General features: G+C 64.3%; 17 protein-coding genes. 6 read left to right on the top strand and 11 right to left on the bottom strand.

The features are described from left to right. Window positions 1-93: 93 nt before the first annotated feature. The 5 genes from LPJ38_RS25740 to eno form a co-directional block, all read right to left on the bottom strand. A complete protein-coding gene (locus tag LPJ38_RS25740) occupies window positions 94-411 on the bottom strand; it encodes an FtsB family cell division protein (protein ID WP_008567889.1) in 318 nt (105 codons plus the stop codon). A gap of 177 nt (window positions 412-588) precedes the next feature. Next, on the bottom strand, window positions 589-1,140 hold the full coding sequence (locus LPJ38_RS25745; RefSeq protein ID WP_145639533.1) for an NADPH-dependent FMN reductase: 552 nt from the start codon (window positions 1,138-1,140) through the stop codon (window positions 589-591). A 182-nt stretch (window positions 1,141-1,322) separates the two neighbouring features. Next, the gene (locus LPJ38_RS25750) at window positions 1,323-2,321 is read right to left on the bottom strand and encodes an MBL fold metallo-hydrolase (RefSeq protein ID WP_145639536.1); all 999 of its coding nucleotides are present in this window, start codon (window positions 2,319-2,321) and stop codon (window positions 1,323-1,325) included. Between the two features lie 118 nt (window positions 2,322-2,439). Beyond that, window positions 2,440-3,573 carry a zinc-binding dehydrogenase gene (locus LPJ38_RS25755; RefSeq protein WP_145639540.1) on the bottom strand — a complete coding sequence of 378 codons (1,134 nt, stop codon included), beginning with the start codon at window positions 3,571-3,573 and terminating at the stop codon, window positions 2,440-2,442. Between the two features lie 41 nt (window positions 3,574-3,614). After that, window positions 3,615-4,898: a phosphopyruvate hydratase gene (eno, locus tag LPJ38_RS25760; protein ID WP_145639543.1), complete on the bottom strand. Its 1,284-nt coding sequence runs from the start codon at window positions 4,896-4,898 to the stop codon at window positions 3,615-3,617. 125 nt (window positions 4,899-5,023) lie between these two features. Between eno and queF the strand changes: the two genes are divergently transcribed. Both queF and LPJ38_RS25770 read left to right on the top strand, forming a co-directional pair. Beyond that, a complete protein-coding gene (gene queF, locus LPJ38_RS25765) occupies window positions 5,024-5,512 on the top strand; it encodes a preQ(1) synthase (protein WP_145639545.1) in 489 nt (162 codons plus the stop codon). 16 nt (window positions 5,513-5,528) lie between these two features. After that, window positions 5,529-6,329, top strand: coding sequence for a substrate-binding domain-containing protein (locus LPJ38_RS25770; RefSeq protein WP_145639547.1), 801 nt, complete (start codon window positions 5,529-5,531; stop codon window positions 6,327-6,329). Between the two features lie 15 nt (window positions 6,330-6,344). Here the strand turns inward: LPJ38_RS25770 and LPJ38_RS25775 are convergent, their stop codons facing one another. From LPJ38_RS25775 to LPJ38_RS25785, 3 genes are all read right to left on the bottom strand, one after another. Further along, window positions 6,345-7,550 (bottom strand): MFS transporter, encoded by a 1,206-nt coding sequence (locus tag LPJ38_RS25775; protein ID WP_145639549.1) that lies wholly within the window; start codon window positions 7,548-7,550, stop codon window positions 6,345-6,347. Further along, window positions 7,550-8,413 (bottom strand): 3-deoxy-8-phosphooctulonate synthase, encoded by an 864-nt coding sequence (gene kdsA, locus LPJ38_RS25780; protein WP_145639551.1) that lies wholly within the window; start codon window positions 8,411-8,413, stop codon window positions 7,550-7,552. The genes LPJ38_RS25775 and kdsA overlap by 1 nt, the downstream gene beginning before the upstream one ends. 116 nt (window positions 8,414-8,529) lie before the next feature. After that, window positions 8,530-8,856, bottom strand: a complete 327-nt coding sequence (locus tag LPJ38_RS25785; RefSeq protein ID WP_145639553.1) for an NIPSNAP family protein — start codon at window positions 8,854-8,856, stop codon at window positions 8,530-8,532. A 137-nt stretch (window positions 8,857-8,993) separates the two neighbouring features. Here LPJ38_RS25785 and LPJ38_RS25790 point away from each other — a divergent pair, with 137 nt between their 5' ends. Beyond that, window positions 8,994-9,254: a BrnT family toxin gene (locus LPJ38_RS25790; protein ID WP_145639555.1), complete on the top strand. Its 261-nt coding sequence runs from the start codon at window positions 8,994-8,996 to the stop codon at window positions 9,252-9,254. Beyond that, a complete protein-coding gene (locus LPJ38_RS25795; protein WP_145639557.1) occupies window positions 9,238-9,522 on the top strand; it encodes a BrnA antitoxin family protein in 285 nt (94 codons plus the stop codon). Before LPJ38_RS25790 ends, LPJ38_RS25795 begins: the two co-directional genes overlap by 17 nt. A gap of 5 nt (window positions 9,523-9,527) precedes the next feature. Here the strand turns inward: LPJ38_RS25795 and pyrG are convergent, their stop codons facing one another. The 3 genes from pyrG to tpiA all read right to left on the bottom strand — a co-directional run bounded on the left by pyrG (window position 9,528) and on the right by tpiA (window position 12,604). Beyond that, window positions 9,528-11,159 carry a CTP synthase gene (pyrG, locus tag LPJ38_RS25800; RefSeq protein WP_060736166.1) on the bottom strand — a complete coding sequence of 544 codons (1,632 nt, stop codon included), beginning with the start codon at window positions 11,157-11,159 and terminating at the stop codon, window positions 9,528-9,530. A 166-nt stretch (window positions 11,160-11,325) separates the two neighbouring features. After that, on the bottom strand, window positions 11,326-11,709 hold the full coding sequence (secG, locus tag LPJ38_RS25805; RefSeq protein ID WP_008547351.1) for a preprotein translocase subunit SecG: 384 nt from the start codon (window positions 11,707-11,709) through the stop codon (window positions 11,326-11,328). A 139-nt stretch (window positions 11,710-11,848) separates the two neighbouring features. After that, window positions 11,849-12,604 carry a triose-phosphate isomerase gene (gene tpiA, locus LPJ38_RS25810; RefSeq protein ID WP_145639559.1) on the bottom strand — a complete coding sequence of 252 codons (756 nt, stop codon included), beginning with the start codon at window positions 12,602-12,604 and terminating at the stop codon, window positions 11,849-11,851. 223 nt (window positions 12,605-12,827) lie between these two features. On the opposite strand from tpiA, the gene LPJ38_RS25815 reads away from it, so the two are divergent. Together LPJ38_RS25815 and trpD are read left to right on the top strand one after the other, a co-directional pair. Next, window positions 12,828-14,726 carry a SurA N-terminal domain-containing protein gene (locus LPJ38_RS25815; protein WP_145639561.1) on the top strand — a complete coding sequence of 633 codons (1,899 nt, stop codon included), beginning with the start codon at window positions 12,828-12,830 and terminating at the stop codon, window positions 14,724-14,726. A gap of 14 nt (window positions 14,727-14,740) precedes the next feature. Next, on the top strand, window positions 14,741-15,754 hold the full coding sequence (gene trpD / locus LPJ38_RS25820; RefSeq protein ID WP_145639563.1) for an anthranilate phosphoribosyltransferase: 1,014 nt from the start codon (window positions 14,741-14,743) through the stop codon (window positions 15,752-15,754). Window positions 15,755-15,758 lie beyond the last annotated feature (4 nt).

Consider the following 15,758-nt stretch of genomic DNA (forward strand, 5'->3'; position numbering starts at 1 on the left):
GCCTCTTGGCTTACGACTTTCGGTACGGTGCGGGGCGCGGCCGGCAGCAATCCGCAGCCACTTTCGATCGCGGTTTCGAATGCAGCGAAAACGTTATTTCGCCGGGATCATCCGAACGAGATCATGCGGATTGACATAGTCCAGCTGATAGCGCGCCCGCTCGTCCAGCATGTCCGGATCGATCCGCGACGTGCGCAGCAACGAGACGCGCTGTTCGCTCCTGGCGCGCTCGCGCTTGAGCTGTGCCAGCTCGCTGGTCAGCGCGATGATCTCCTGATCCAGCTCCTGGCGGGCATTGAGCCCGTATTTGCCGGTGTAGGCGTTGACGCCGAAATAGCCGACGATGGCCGCGGCCATGGCATAGAGGGCAAGGCCGGTCAGGATCGATTTCAGGCGCGCGCGGGAGACCATCCTGGGAAGATGCGGCAGGTTGGTTAAGGGATTACTAATTACCCCTGACCGGATCTCTCCTCGTCATGCCCGGGCTCGTCCCGGGCATCCACGTTCTTCGTCGCTGACGCCAAGTCGTGGATGGCCGGGACAAGCCCGGCCATGACGAATAGTTGAGCAAGTATCGGCGGAAAAGCCTCAGCCGTGATGCTTCGCGACGTGCGCGGCGAAGGCGTCGATATAGGCCTGGAGCACGGGCTTGAGCGACTCCTTGGTCAGGTTGCCCTCCGCATCGAAGGCGTCGCCAACGGCGTTCAGATAGGTCTCGGGCTGCTGGAGGATCGGACCGGAGATGCCCGGCAGGATCGTCTGCAGATGCTTGGCCGCGCTGACCCCGCCGAGCGGTCCGGGCGAGTTCGAGATGATCCCAACCGGCTTGCCGAGCAACGAGCTTTTGCCATAGGGCCGTGAGGCGACGTCGATAGCATTCTTGAGCACACCCGGAATCGAGCGATTGTATTCCGGCGAGACGAAGATGACGCCGTCCGACTTCTGAAGCTTCTCGCGGAAGGCCAGCCAGTCCGCAGGCGGCGCGCCCTCGAGATCCTGGTTGAAGAACGAGATGCCGGCCGGCGTGATCACCTCGAGCTTGAGTGAGGCCGGCGCGAGCTTGGCGAGCGCATTCGCGATCTTGAGCGAGAAGCTGTCCTTGCGCAGGCTGCCGGCGATCACGACGATGTTGTAGGCCATGGGGTGTCCTCGGGGGCTGGAGCGGGAGTGCCGGGGCGGCACTTAAGCGATCCGGAGCGTTGGATGCAAGTGCATGAACCGGATCGATTTGGAAACGCTGTGTTTCGCGAAAGCGGATGTTTGCCTAAAACAATCGGGCCGCCAAACGGCGGCCCGAACTCCTTCGCATACGTCCAACCAGATCAGATCGTCGGATTCCACGCCGACGGGATCAGGCGATATTTGGCGCCGTCCTTCACGACATGACCGACCGAGGGGAAGGTGAAGTGGAAGCCGATCACGGTCGCCTTCTCGGCCGCCGCCATGTCGTAGAATTTGTGGCGCGTGGCCTGCGCCAGCGCGGCGTCGTAGTCGAACATCACATGCCAGTCCGGATTGCGCAGGAAGAATTCCGGGATGTTGGTGACGTCCGACTGGATCAGGACCTTGGCATCGCCCGATGCGACCGCGAACGAGGTGTGGCCGGGCGTGTGGCCCGGCGTCGCGATCGAGGTGATGCCGGGTGCGACTTCCTTGCCCGACTCGAACTTGGTGACCTTGGACTCGAGACCGGCAAAGGTCTTCTTCACGCTGGCGAAATAGTTCTTCATCATCGGATTGGACTCGGCCTTGGCGGCGTTGTCCTCGCTGGTCCAGAACTCCCAATCCTTGCCCGGCACCATGATCTCCGCGTTCGGGAAGGCGAGCGCGCCGTCGGCGAGACGGATGCCATTGATGTGATCAGGGTGCAAATGCGACAGCAGCACGACGTCGATGGTCTTGGGATCGACGCCGGCTGCGGCAAGATTTTGCAGGGTGCGGCCGACCGCGCCCTTGCTCGGCTCGAGGTTGGCGACTCCGTTGCCAGTATCGATCAGCACGAGCTTGGAGCCGGTGTTGATGAGCTGCGGATTGAATGGCACCGTGACCATGCCCTTCGGCATGTAAGCCGCCTCGCCCGCGGCCAGGGCTTCTTCCTTGGGTATGTTGACGACGAATTTCTCCGGCATCGGAAAGGTGCGCGCGCCGTCGTTGATCGACGTGCACTCGTAGCTGCCGACCTTATAGCGGTAGAAGCCCGGCGCCTGCGTTCCGGTCGGTGGCACTGAGGCAATGGCGGCGGTCGGCCGAAGGCCAGTAACGGCAGCCGCACCGACGGCGGCAGCGCCTGCAAGCAAATGGCGGCGATTCAAATCAGTCATGGAGAGGTCCCCTTCTGAGCGCCCTGCGGATTTTCCGCTTCAAATGGCGGCGGAATAATCTCCGGCTTCGCTCAGAAGGCAAGACCTTCTTTCGGTGACGTGCCCTCGCACGTCGCCATTATTTATTTGGGTTGATGAGGAATTTTTCGCCGGTGGCGCGTTTGGCGTAGACCGCGATGTTGGCGAGATCGAGCGCCTCGGTCAGCGAGACCACCTTGGTGTAGTGACTGGCAAAGGTGGTCTTGAGCTCGGAGGCGACGCGCTGACGCAGGCGGCCGATCTCGGCCGGCCCGATGTTCTGGAGGAATGGCGTGAGCAGCCAGCCGCCGACACCCCAGCTGAGGCCGAAAGAGCGGTTCAGCTCGGTCGGCCGATTGTCGAGGCTGCCATAGATGTAGACATGCTTGTACACGTTGGAGCCGTAGCGGCTGTACTCCTTCGCGGTCCTGTTGGCCGCAATCTCCATGGCCGTCAGGATCTGGCTGGCCAGCTTGCCGCCGCCGATGGCGTCGAAGGCAATCGTGGCGCCGGTCTCGACCAGCGCATTGGTGAGATCGTCCATGAAGCTCGCGGCGCTGGAATCCACCACGTATTTGGCGCCGATCTTGTGCAGGATGTCGGCCTGCTCCTTGCTCCTGACGATGTTGACGAGACCGATCCCGTCCTTGATGCAGATCTTATTGAGCATCTGGCCGAGATTGGAGGCAGCCGCGGTGTGCACGAGCGCCTTGTGGTTCTCCCGTCGCATCGTCTCGGTCATGCCGAGCGCGGTCAGCGGATTGACGAACCAGGAGGCGCCGTCAGCCGCCGTGGTGCCCTCAGGCAGCTCCATGACGTCGCGGACTTTCAGCACGCGATACTGCGTGTACATCGCACCGCCGATCATCGACACGGTCTTGCCCATCAGCGCCTTTGCCGCATCCGACGAGCCCGCCCCGATCACCGTGCCGGCGCCCTCATTGCCGACCGGCAGAGACTGGTCGAACCTCGCCCCCATCATCCGCATCGCCGCCTCCGGCATCTGGGCAGTGATGACCGGCATCTCCTTGGTGCCGGAAGCCTTCGCCGCCGACATGTCGGCAGGCCCGATCAGAAGCCCGAGGTCGGAAGGGTTGATCGGGCTCGCCTCGACGCGAACCACGACCTCGTCGTCGGCCGGCTCCGGCGTCGGGACTTCGACGAGAGACAATTCCAGCTCGCCACTCTTCTTCAGCAGCGAACGCAGTTGCAGGCCGGTCTTGCCGTCGCTCATGTCGGTCCTCCCTGTCCGTCTTTCGCGGTCGAGGCGCCGGCTTATGCCAGCGCCTTCAGTGCCGCCTTGCCGCCGTAGAGCGCCTGCTTGCCGAGTTGCTGCTCGATGCGCAGGAGCTGGTTGTATTTGGCGGTGCGATCGGACCGCGCAAGGGAGCCGGTCTTGATCTGACCGCAATTCGTGGCGACCGCGAGATCGGCGATGGTGGAATCCTCGGTCTCGCCCGAGCGGTGCGACATCACCGAGGTGTAGCCGGCCTTGTGCGCCATCTCGACGGCGGCGAGCGTCTCGGTGAGCGTGCCGATCTGGTTGACCTTGATCAGGATCGAGTTGGCCCGGCCGGCCTTGATGCCCTCGGCGAGACGCTTGACGTTGGTGACGAAGAGATCGTCGCCGACCAGCTGGCACTTCTTGCCGATGAGGTCGGTGAGCTCCTTCCAGCCGTCCATGTCGTCCTCCGACATGCCGTCCTCGATGGTGACGATCGGATAGCGCGCGACGAGGTCCGCGAGGTACTTGGCCTGCTCGGAGATCGAGCGGTTCTTGCCCTCGCCTTCATAGACATACTTGCCGGCCTTGAAGAACTCGGTCGAGGCGCAGTCGAGGCCGAGCACGATGTCGGACCCCGCCTTGAAGCCGGCCTTGCCGATCGCGTTCATGACGAAGTCGAGCGCGGCATCCGCCGACGGCAGGTTCGGGGCGAAGCCGCCCTCGTCACCGACATTGGTGTTGTGGCCGGCCTTCTTGAGCTCGGATTTCAGCGTGTGGAAAACCTCGGCGCCGTAGCGCAGGCCCTCGGCAAAGGACGACGCACCGACAGGCAGGATCATGAATTCCTGGAAGTCGATCGGGTTGTCGGCATGCACGCCGCCATTGATGATGTTCATCATCGGCACCGGCAGGAGACGCGCCGAGGTGCCGCCGACGTAGCGGTAGAGCGGCATGTCGAGCGAGTTCGCGGCCGCCTTGGCGCAGGCGAGCGAGACGCCGAGGATGGCGTTGGCCCCGAGCCGGCTCTTGTTCGCCGTGCCGTCGAGGTCGATCATGATCTGATCGATCTGGGCCTGCTGCTCGACATCGAGACCGCTCAGGGCCTCGAAAATCTCGCCATTGACGGCGCCGACCGCCTTGGTGACGCCCTTGCCGAGATAACGGGCCTTGTCGCCGTCACGCAGTTCCACCGCCTCATGGGCCCCGGTCGAGGCGCCCGACGGCACCGCGGCACGGCCGAGCGCACCGTCTTCCAGCACGACATCGACCTCGACGGTGGGGTTACCCCGGCTATCCAGGATTTCGCGGCCGATGATGTCGATGATGGCGGTCATGAGAGCCTCATTTCGAGAAACAAAGGGGGCAGTTGGCGGTGCTTCTACCGCAATGCATCGACGCGGAAAAGGCCGGGTGACGGCCGCCCGATGATTGGCTAAGAGGGCCGCACGGAGGCGGCCGAATGTCGAAAAAACCCAGCAAATCGAACGAGTCCCCTGCCAAGCCAGCTTCATTGCAGCTTGGCCGCGCCGTGGAATGGCCGGATGCGCCCGAAAAGGCCAAGCTCGACCGCGTGCCCAACCCGCAAGCAGGCACGGATTATCTGGTGCGTTTCACCGTGCCGGAATTCACCTCACTCTGCCCGGTCACGGGCCAGCCCGATTTCGCGCATCTGATGATCGACTACGCGCCGGGTGCGTGGCTGCTGGAATCGAAATCGCTCAAGCTCTACATCGCGAGCTTCCGCAATCACGGCGCCTTCCACGAGGACTGCACCGTGATGATCGGCAAGCGCATCGCAAGCGAGATCAAGCCGAAATGGCTGCGCATCGGCGGCTATTGGTATCCGCGCGGCGGCATCCCGATCGACGTGTTCTGGCAGACCGGCCGCGTGCCGAAGGGCATGTGGGTGCCGGAGCAAGGCGTCGCGCCCTATCGCGGGCGGGGCTAGCAGGAGAAAAACAACAATGAAATGGATGCCAGCAACATTCCGCAATCTTGCCCTAAGTCTTCTGGGCGTCCTCTGGCTCACCGGCGCGTCGGATGCTGCCGAGGTTCGGGTGATGATCTCGGGCGGATTGACGGCTGCCTACAAGGCGCTTGTGCCGGAATTCGAGAAGGCCACCGGCAACAAGGTGCTGACGGAATATGGACCGTCGATGGGCACGACCTCGAACGCCATCCCGGTGCGGCTCGAACGCGGCGAGCCGGCCGATGTCCTGATCATGGTGGGCTATGCCCTCAACGATCTCGCCAGCAAGGGCAAGGTCGTTGCCGGCAGCCAGGTCGATCTGACCAGGTCCCCTATCGGGATCGCCGTGAAGTCGGGCGCGCCGAAGCCGGACATCAGCTCCGTGGAGGCCGTCAAGCGCGCGCTGCTGGCGGCGAAGACGATCGCCTATTCCGACAGTGCCAGCGGCGTCTACGTCTCGACCGAGATGTTCGACAAGCTCGGCATCGCCGACGCCATGAAGGACAAGGCGCGCAAGATTCCGGCAACGCCGGTCGGCGAGATCGTCGCGCATGGCGAGGCCGAGCTCGGCTTCCAGCAGATCAGCGAGCTGAAGCCCGTCAAGGGCATCGATATCGTAGGTCCGCTGCCGAACGAGTTGCAGAAGATCACGATCTTCTCCGCCGGCATGGCGACGGGTTCGAAGGAGCCCGAGGCTGGACGTGCCTTGATCAAGTTCCTGGCGTCCCCGGCTGCGCGCGAGGCGATCATCGCGAGCGGCATGGAGCCGATCCAGGCTGCTGCTAAAGCGCAATGAGATGAGGATGGATTGTCAGCGCGCGTCCGCCGGCGCCCGCTGCTTCAGCAGGCGGGCACAGACGAAGCCCAGCACCACCATGATCACTGCGCTCGCGAATAGCGTCGGCATCTTGCCGGCATGGTGGAGCCCGAAGCCATAGGCGAGCGGGCCGACGGTCTGCCCCATGAAGAAGAAGAACGAATGCAGGGACAGCGCAGTGGCGCGCGCCTCGACCGAGAGCTCGCTGGCGAAGACCTGAAGACAGCCATGGGCGATGTAGAAGCCCCATCCCATCACGACGAGATTCAGCGCCTGCACCTCCCAGCGCGGGCCGAAGGCGACGGCAATGAGCTGTGAGGCAACCAGCGTCATGCCGGCGATCATCATGCCCTTCATGCCAAGGCGCGGCAGCAGGCGCGACACCGTCAGCGTGTAGAACAGGCCGCCGACCGCAAAGCCCGCGATGACGAGGCCGGCGATCGAGAGCGAGGTCTGGCCAAGTTCGAACAGGAACGAGGCGATGTAGGGAAACAGGCCGAGCACGCAGCAGCCTTCGATGAACACCGCAGAGTAGCAGACATAGGCGTTGGGATTGGTGAAGATGGTGCGATAGCCGGCCTTCAGCGCCGACAGGCTCGTCTTCGGCGGATGCTTGACCTTGGCGCCGTGGAAGCCGGCCGCAACCGCGATCGAGGCGACGATCACGAGCACGCCCAGCACCGCCAGCACGCCGCGCCAGCCGAGGAAATCGCCGATCAGGCCGGAGGCCGAGGCGCCGAGCAGATTGCCGGTCATCGCGCCGGCGAGCGTGCGGCTGATCGCGACTTGACGCTTGTCGGGCCCGACGAGATCGCTAGTCAGGCTCAGCGCCACCGGAAACACACCGCCCGAGCCGATGCCGGCGAGAATGCGGGTGGCAAACAACACCGAGAACGAGGTCGAGAACGCGCCCAGGATATTGGCGAGGCCGAGCAGCGCCAGGCAGCCGATCATCAGCCGCGTCTTGCCGAACAGGTCGGCGGCAGCGCCGATGATCGGCTGGATGATCGAGAAGGTGAAGGCGAACACCGCGGCAAAGCCCGCCGCAGTCGCGATGCTGACGCCGAAATCCTCGGCGACGTGCGGCAGCACCGGATCGAGCGCGCGTGCGGAGAGTGCCGCGGCGAAGCTTGCGCCTGCTATGACGTAGAGCGCTGCCGGCAAGCCGTGATCGTGCGGCCGCGCCTCGCCCTGCTGCATCAGCGCGGGCCGGCTTTTACAGATTCTTTCGCCAGCGCGTCGAACGCCATCAACCTAGCGATCAGCCCTTCGAACTCGCGCAGCGGCACCATGTTGGGTCCGTCGGAGGGCGCACGGTCGGGATCGGGATGGGTCTCGATGAAGACGCCGGCAACGCCGACGGCGACAGCCGCGCGGGCCAGCACCGGCACGAATTCGCGCTCGCCGCCCGACGAGGTCCCCTTCCCGCCCGGCTGCTGCACCGAGTGGGTGGCGTCGAAGATGACAGGAGCGCCGGTGGTGCGTGCCAGGATCGGCAGCGCGCGCATGTCGGAGACAAGCGTGTTGTAGCCGAACGAGGCGCCACGCTCGGTGACGAGCACGTTCGGGTTGTTGGCGCTGGTGATCTTCGTCACCACATTCGCCATGTCCCAAGGCGCCAGGAATTGCCCTTTCTTGACGTTGACGACCCTGCCGGTCGCGGCGGCGGCGAGCAGTAGATCGGTCTGCCGGCACAGGAAGGCAGGGATTTGCAAGACGTCCACGGCTTGCGCGACCTCGGCGCATTGCGTGGCCTCGTGCACGTCGGTCAGCACCGGCAAGCCAAGCGAGGAGCGGATCTCCGCGAAGATCGGCAGCGACTGCGAAAGGCCGAGCCCGCGCGCAGCGGATGCACTGGTGCGATTGGCCTTGTCGAAGGAGGTCTTGTAGACGAGGCCGATCTTCAGCCGCGCGGCGATCTCCTTCAGCGCGGAGGCAACCTCCAGGGCATGCTGGCGGCTTTCCAGCTGGCAAGGTCCGGCAATGATCGAGATCGGCAGATCATTGCCGAACTTGACCGTCCCGATGGTGACGACCGGCGCCGCCGAATGCGAAGAGCTCAAGGCAAATCCCTCGTTTCGGCGCGACCATAGCCGTGATGAGGGTCGGATCAACCCTCTTCCGTCGGGGCCGCTCGAATATCAGGGTTGCGCCAGGGTTCCCCGCGGCGGCGGGGTCGCTATCTCACCGAGGAGAAGGCGGTCGGCGCCAGGATCTGGCTGACGATGTTGCCCACGATCTGGCCGTCAGCTTCGCTCTCGGCGCGCGCTTTCATCCAGTCCGGGTCGGTCATGAACGCGCCCCACTTCTTCTCGCGCTCGGCGAGCGAGTCCCAGGCCAGGAAATAGGTCAGCTCCTGGTTGGATTCGCCGATCAGCGTGGTGAAGAAGCCGGCCTGCTTGATGCCGTGCTTCTCCCAGAGCTTCAGCGTAACCGTCTCAAAGCGCTTCAGCAGCGCCGGCAACCTGCCGGGCACGCAGCGATAGACGCGCATTTCGTAGATCATTGGATCGTCCCTCCTGATATTGCGGCGAGTTATAGCGGTGATCGCCCGGGCTGTCTTGAGGTCGGACGCACATGCCCCCTCTGCTCCGTTCGCTGCACCGATTGACCGGGCAGCAATCAAATCGTATATACGAAAAAATGGCCGATTTCGACCGTACCAAAGACCTGGCCAATATCGCGAAGCACGGTATTTCGCTTGCGCGCTGGTCCGATATGGAAATCCGGGCAATCGTTCCGGTTGAACCGGTCGACTACGGCGATCCACGCTATCGCGCATACGGGTTTATTGACGGCATCGCACACTGCTTGGTGTTCACCACTCGCGACGAGCGATATCGACCGATCAGCCTGCGACGTGCCCATGCCAAGGAAATGAAGCGCTATGTCCCGGAAGACTAGGCAATCCAACGTCGATGATAATCCCGAATGGACTCGAGCCGACTTTGCGAAGGCGACGAAGTTCGCTGCCGGTGTCAGGTTGAAAGATATCAAGCCCAGTCAGCTTGCCTCCATGGTCGGCAAGCGCGGACCACAGAAGACTCCAACCAAAATTCCGGTATCGATCCGGCTCAGCCCGGAAGTGGTGAAGCACTTCAAGGCCAAGGGACCAGGCTGGCAATCGAGGATCGACGCGGCGCTGCGCAGGATCATCAAGAAGGCAGGTTGAGGAGCCTAGACCAACCGGCTCTGCTTCGCCGCCGCTGCGATGAACGAGGCAAACAGCGGATGCGGCTCGAATGGCCGCGACTTCAGCTCGGGGTGGAACTGGACGCCGATGAACCAAGGATGATCCTCGTATTCGACGATTTCAGGCAGCACCCCGTCCGGCGACAGGCCTGAGAACTTCAGCCCGTGCTGCTCGAGCCGGTCCTTGTAGGCGGTGTTGACCTCGTAGCGATGGCGATGGCGCTCTGAGATTTCGGTCGCGCCACCATAGACCTGCGAGACGCGGCTGCCGCGGTTCAATGCCGCAGGATACGCCCCTAACCGCATCGTGCCGCCGAGATCTCCGGCCTGCGATCGCTTCTCCAGCTCGTTGCCGCGCAGCCATTCCGTCATCAGGCCGACCAGCGGCTCCTTGGTCGGGCCGAACTCGGTGGAGTTGGCGTCCTCGATGCCGACGAGATTTCGTGCGGCCTCGATCACCGCCATCTGCATGCCGAAGCAGATGCCGAAATACGGCACGTCGCGCTCTCGCGCGAATTGCGCCGCCCTGATCTTGCCTTCGGCGCCGCGCTGGCCGAAGCCGCCGGGCACCAGGATGCCGTTGACGTGCTCGAGGAACGGCGCAGGATCCTCCTTCTCGAAGATCTCGCTCTCGATCCAGTCGAGATTGACCTTGACCTTGTTGGCGATGCCGCCGTGCGATAGCGCCTCGATCAGCGACTTATACGCATCCTTCATGCCGGTATATTTGCCGACGATGGCGATGGTGACGTTGCCTTCGGGATTGCGGATGCGTTCGTTGATCTGCTGCCAGCTCTGGAGCACCGGCGGAATCCGCGAGCCGATGCCGAAGGCGGCGAGCACCTCGTCGTCGAGGCCCGCATTGTGATAGGCCTCAGGCACGGCGTAGATGTTGTCGACGTCGCGCGCCTCGATCACGGCGCTTTCGCGCACGTTGCAGAACAGCCCGAGCTTGCGCCGCTCCTCCTTTGGAATCTCGCGATCGGTGCGGCAGAGCAGAATGTCCGGCTGGATGCCGATGGAGCGCAGCTCCTTCACGGAGTGCTGCGTCGGCTTGGTCTTGAGCTCGCCGGCACTCGGGATGTAGGGCAGCAGCGTCAAATGGATGTAGACGGCGTGATCGCGCGGCAGCTCGTTCTTGAGCTGGCGGATCGCCTCGAAGAACGGCAGGCCTTCGATGTCGCCGACGGTGCCGCCGATCTCGACCAGCACGAAGTCGTAATCGTCATTGCCGTCGAGGACGAATTCCTTGATCGCGTTGGTGACGTGCGGAACCACCTGGATGGTCGCGCCGAGATAATCGCCGCGGCGCTCCTTGGAGATGATGTCCTGATAGATGCGCCCCGTGGTGATGTTGTCGGCCTTGGTCGCGGGACGGCCGGTGAAGCGCTCGTAGTGACCGAGATCGAGATCGGTCTCCGCGCCGTCATCGGTCACGAACACTTCGCCGTGCTGATACGGCGACATCGTTCCGGGATCGAGGTTGAGATAGGGATCGAGCTTGCGGAGGCGGACCTTGTAGCCCCGGGCCTGCAACAGGGCACCCAGTGCCGCCGAAGCCAGACCCTTGCCGAGCGAAGAAACCACGCCGCCGGTGATGAATATGTACCGCGCCATGGGACTTAACCTCTAATCCCCTAAATTCGATTCGCCAAAGCGATTCGCATTCCGCCCCAAAGATTTTGCGGGCCTGTGGGTGATGCAGAACTGAGAGTGGTGACAGTGCCTTGATGGGGACTTTTGATGCAGGACGGTAGCAGCCGTCCTGCATGGCCCCCCTGCTTTATTGCGAGCGCGGCACCTGCGGGCCTGCCGGCGCCTGGTTCTGCTGCTGCTCGTCGGCCTTCTTCAGCGAATCCAGGATGCCGCCCGAGGTCGGCGGAGCGATCGGCGACCCGCCGGCCGGCTGGGTCTGCCCGGGCTGGCCGATGATCGACGATGGCTTGCGGTCATAGCCGGCGTACCAGGACAGAAACAGGCTGGTGAGAAAGAAGCCGACGGCCAGGATCGCCGTGGTCCGCGTCAAAAGATTCGCGGTGCCGCGGCTCGACATGAAGCCCGCGCCGCCGCCCATGCCGAGGCCGCCGCCTTCCGACTTCTGGAGCAGGACGGCGCCGATCATGACGGCGACGATCATGAGGTGGATGACGATGACAACGGTATGCATAGTATCCTTCCGTCACAAGCGGGCGGCGCCTGACGGCGGCCGAGCGCGCTTCGCGGGTTTTCCTGAAGTTGCGCGGTGTTACACGATCGTCGGGGGTATTGCCACCCCCGATCGGGTCGAGACCAACGGTTTCAATGAGCTAGGGACAGCCCTTGGCAATCGCAAGGAAGTCGCTTGCTTTCAGGCTGGCGCCGCCGACCAGCGCGCCATTGACGTTTTTCACGGCCATCAGCTCGGCCGCATTCGAGGGCTTGACCGAGCCGCCGTAGAGAATGCGCATCCTGGCGCCGTCCGCCTTGAACCGGGAAGCCAGAAATTCCCGGATAAACCCATGAATTTGCTCGACATCCTTCGCCGTCGGGGTGAGGCCGGTGCCGATCGCCCAGACCGGCTCGTACGCCACGACCAGGTTGGCGGCAGTCGATCCGTCCGGCAGCGAACCGTCGAGCTGGCCGCGCAGGATATCGAGGGTCTGACCGGCATCGCGCTGGGCCTGCGTCTCGCCGATACACACGATAGCCACCGCCCCGGCGCGCCAGGCCGCCTCGGCCTTCTGCCGGATCAGGGCATCTCCCTCGCCGTGGTCGGCACGACGCTCGGAATGGCCGACGATGATGGCGGTTGCGCCCGCATCCACCAGCATTTCGGCTGAGACATCGCCGGTATGGGCGCCGGAGGCCTTGGGATGGCAGTCCTGGGCCCCTACCGCGACCATCTTGCCTGCCGCCTTCCCGGCAAAGGCAGCGATCAGCGTCGCCGGCGGACACACCAGAAGGTCGGCCTTGGCGGTCACGTCTGCCGCACCGCTGAGCATGGCGTCGAATTCGGCAGCCTGGGTCTTCAGGCCATTCATCTTCCAGTTGCCGGCGATCAGCGGTCGGATGGCATCGGTCATGTCGTTTTCCAGCAGAATGAGGTTTGCGCATGCGCTAGCAGAGCTGTCGCGGCAGTTCCAGAGACCAGAGGCTTTTAACCGCAGCTTCGCAGCGCCGCCTGAGGCGAGGTTGCGGGGGGAAAGCCGCCACTTTATGATGATGGATCAATTTGGTGACGCGCTTTTGCGGAATCTGCATTAAGACGCGCTCCCATCCCCCTCCTGACCAAACAAGTTGGACCAAATGCTTCGAGGAATACGCAAGGCCTCATCAAACTGGCTCGGCAAGACCATCATGGCCGTGGTGATGGGGGTGTTGATCGTCAGTTTCGGCATTTGGGGCATCGCGGACATCTTCAAGGGCTTCGGACAGTCGACGGTGGCCAAGATCGGCAGCACCGAGATTTCGCTCAACGAGTTCCGCCAGATCTATACGGACCGGCTGCAACAGATCAGCCGCCAGTTCGGCCGGCCGCTGACGCCCGATCAGGCGCGCGCCTTCGGCCTCGATCGCCAAGTGCTCCAGCAGACCATCGCCGAAGCCGCCCTCGACGAGGAGGCGCGCCGGCTCGGGCTCGGCCAGTCCGACGAGCAGATCCGCCAGGTCATCATGAACGATCCCAACTTCAAGGGCGTCGGCGGCAGCTTCGATGCGAACCGCTTCCAGGCCGTGATCCGCAATTTCGGCTACACCGAGCAGCGCTACGTCGCCGAGCAGCGCAAGGTGTCACTGCGCCGGCAGATCACCGGCACGATCGGCGCCGGCGTCGAGCCGCCGAAAACCATTCTGGACGTGCTGACGCGCTTCCAGAACGAGCAGCGCGCCATCGAGTTCGTCAAGCTCGACGCCGCGCAGGCGGGCCAGATCGATGCGCCCTCGCCCGAGACGCTCGCTGCCTATTTCGAGGATCACAAGGTCCAGTTCCGCGCGCCCGAATATCGCAAGATTTCCTTCGTCGTGGTCTCGCCGGAAGAGATCGGCAAGTGGACCGAGGTGTCGGACGAGGACGCCAGGAAGATGTTCGAGCAGCGCAAGGACCGGCTCGGCACCCCCGAGAAGCGCCAGATCCAGCAGATCGTGTTTCCGAACGTCGCCGACGCGCAGGCCGCACGCGAGCGCCTCGTCGGCGGAATGTCGTTCGAGGATCTCGGCAAGGAGCGCGGGCTCAGCGCCTCCGACGTCGATCTCGGGCTCGTGACCAAATCCTCGCTCGCGCCCGCGGTCGGCGATGCCGCATTCGCGCTTCCTGCCGGCGAGATCAGCCAGCCGATCCAGGGCGGGCTCGGCGTCGCGATCGTCAAGGTCGACAAGATCGAGCCGGGCAAGCAGGCGGACTACGCCAGCCTGGCCGGCGACATCAAGCGCGAGGTCGCCACCGAGCGCGCGCGCGTCAAGGTCGCTGACCTCCGCGACAAGATGGAAGACGAGCGCGGTGGCGGCTCCAGCGTGATCGACGCGGCGCAGAAGCTCGGCCTGACCGCCGTCACCATCGAGGCCGTCGACCGCTCGGGCCGCGCTCCGAACGGCCAGCCGGTCGCCAACGTCCCGCAAGGCCTCGACGTGGTGTCGCAGGCCTTCAACACCGATGTCGGCGTCGACAACGACGCCATCTCTTTCAAGGGCGGCTATGTCTGGTACGACGTGCTCGGCATCACGCCCTCGCGCGATCGCAATCTCGACGAGGTCCGCGACCAGGTCGAGGCGCGCTGGCGCCAGGACCAGATCGCCGCCAAGCTGAAGGCCAAGGCGACCGAGATGGTGCAGAAGCTCGAATCCGGCGGCAAGCTCGCCGATGAGGCCGCCGCGATCGGCGCCAAGGTCGAGACCGCGAGCGGCTTCAAGCGCGATGACTCGCCCGCCGGCGTGCCGGGCACCGTCGTCGCGGCCGCCTTCCGCACCGCCAAGGATGGCGTCGGTCAGACGGCCGTGAGCGGCGGCAGCGAAGTGATCGTCTTCCGCGTCACCGACATCGTCGAGCCCGCGATCGATGCCGCTTCCGAGGACGTCAAGAAGCTCAAGGACAGCCTCGAGCGCGCGCAGACCGAAGAGCAGGTCGCCTCCTACGTCAACAAGCTCGAAACCGACATCGGGACCACCATTAATCAGGCCGCCTTCGCGCAGGTGACCGGCGCGAACCAGTGAGTTGAAAGCACGCGATGGACGACCTGAAATCGATCATTGGAAAAGTGGCGACCGGCGCCAGCCTGTCGCGTGACGAAGCCGCTTCCGCCTTCGACGCCATGATGAGCGGCGAGGCCACGCCCTCGCAGATGGGCGGCCTGCTGATGGCGCTCAGGGTACGCGGCGAGACCGTGGACGAGATCACCGGCGCTGTTGCGGCGATGCGCTCGAAGATGCTGACCGTGACGGCGCCGCCCGACGCCGTCGACATCGTCGGCACTGGCGGCGACGGCTCCGGCTCGGTCAACGTTTCGACCTGCGCCGCCTTCATCGTCTCGGGCGCCGGCGTGCCGGTGGCCAAGCATGGCAACCGCGCGCTGTCGTCGCGGTCCGGCGCTGCCGACGTGCTGGCTTCGCTCGGGGTCAAGATCGACCTGCGGCCCGATCAGGTCGGCCGCTGCGTGCGCGAATGCGGCATCGGCTTCATGTTCGCCCCCGCTCATCATCCCGCGATGAAGAACGTCGGCCCGACCCGGGTCGAGCTCGCGACGCGCACGATCTTCAACCTGCTCGGCCCGCTGTCGAACCCCGCCGGCGTCAAGCGGCAGATGGTCGGCGTGTTCTCCAGGCAATGGGTGCAGCCGCTGGCGCAGGTGCTCAAGAACCTCGGCTCCGAATCCGCCTGGGTCGTGCACGGCTCCGATGGCCTCGACGAGATCACCCTCACCGGCCCGACCTTCGTCTCGGCACTCCACAATGGCGAGATCAGGAACTTCGAGGTGACGCCGGAGGAAGCCGGCCTGTCGCGCTGCGACGCCGGCGCACTCAAGGGGGGCGATGCCGATGCCAACGCGATCGCGCTGCAAAGCGTGCTCGACGGCAAGCCGAGCCCCTATCGCGACGTCGCTCTGATGAACGCTGCCGCCGCTCTGGTCGTGGCCGGACGCGCCAACGACCTCAAGGAGGGCGTTGCGATCGGCACCAAGTCGATCGACGGCGGCGCTGCGAACGCGAAGCTGAAACACCTGATTGCGGTCTCGAACGGCTGAGCCT

This window comes from Bradyrhizobium daqingense, assembly GCF_021044685.1.
In the GTDB taxonomy this organism is placed as follows: Bacteria; Pseudomonadota; Alphaproteobacteria; order Rhizobiales; family Xanthobacteraceae; genus Bradyrhizobium; species Bradyrhizobium daqingense.

Bases quoted from the DNA above. Each gene is read 5' to 3' on its own strand.
- LPJ38_RS25740 (WP_008567889.1), bottom strand. From the start codon at position 411: ATGGTCTCCCGCGCGCGCCTGAAATCGATCCTGACCGGCCTTGCCCTC.
- LPJ38_RS25745 (WP_145639533.1), bottom strand. From the start codon at position 1,140: ATGGCCTACAACATCGTCGTGATCGCCGGCAGCCTGCGCAAGGACAGC.
- LPJ38_RS25750 (WP_145639536.1), bottom strand. From the start codon at position 2,321: ATGACTGATTTGAATCGCCGCCATTTGCTTGCAGGCGCTGCCGCCGTC.
- LPJ38_RS25755 (WP_145639540.1), bottom strand. From the start codon at position 3,573: ATGAGCGACGGCAAGACCGGCCTGCAACTGCGTTCGCTGCTGAAGAAG.
- eno (WP_145639543.1), bottom strand. From the start codon at position 4,898: ATGACCGCCATCATCGACATCATCGGCCGCGAAATCCTGGATAGCCGG.
- queF (WP_145639545.1), top strand. From the start codon at position 5,024: ATGTCGAAAAAACCCAGCAAATCGAACGAGTCCCCTGCCAAGCCAGCT.
- LPJ38_RS25770 (WP_145639547.1), top strand. From the start codon at position 5,529: ATGAAATGGATGCCAGCAACATTCCGCAATCTTGCCCTAAGTCTTCTG.
- LPJ38_RS25775 (WP_145639549.1), bottom strand. From the start codon at position 7,550: ATGCAGCAGGGCGAGGCGCGGCCGCACGATCACGGCTTGCCGGCAGCG.
- LPJ38_RS25785 (WP_145639553.1), bottom strand. From the start codon at position 8,856: ATGATCTACGAAATGCGCGTCTATCGCTGCGTGCCCGGCAGGTTGCCG.
- LPJ38_RS25790 (WP_145639555.1), top strand. From the start codon at position 8,994: ATGGCCGATTTCGACCGTACCAAAGACCTGGCCAATATCGCGAAGCAC.
- LPJ38_RS25795 (WP_145639557.1), top strand. From the start codon at position 9,238: ATGTCCCGGAAGACTAGGCAATCCAACGTCGATGATAATCCCGAATGG.
- pyrG (WP_060736166.1), bottom strand. From the start codon at position 11,159: ATGGCGCGGTACATATTCATCACCGGCGGCGTGGTTTCTTCGCTCGGC.
- secG (WP_008547351.1), bottom strand. From the start codon at position 11,709: ATGCATACCGTTGTCATCGTCATCCACCTCATGATCGTCGCCGTCATG.
- tpiA (WP_145639559.1), bottom strand. From the start codon at position 12,604: ATGACCGATGCCATCCGACCGCTGATCGCCGGCAACTGGAAGATGAAT.
- LPJ38_RS25815 (WP_145639561.1), top strand. From the start codon at position 12,828: ATGCTTCGAGGAATACGCAAGGCCTCATCAAACTGGCTCGGCAAGACC.
- trpD (WP_145639563.1), top strand. From the start codon at position 14,741: ATGGACGACCTGAAATCGATCATTGGAAAAGTGGCGACCGGCGCCAGC.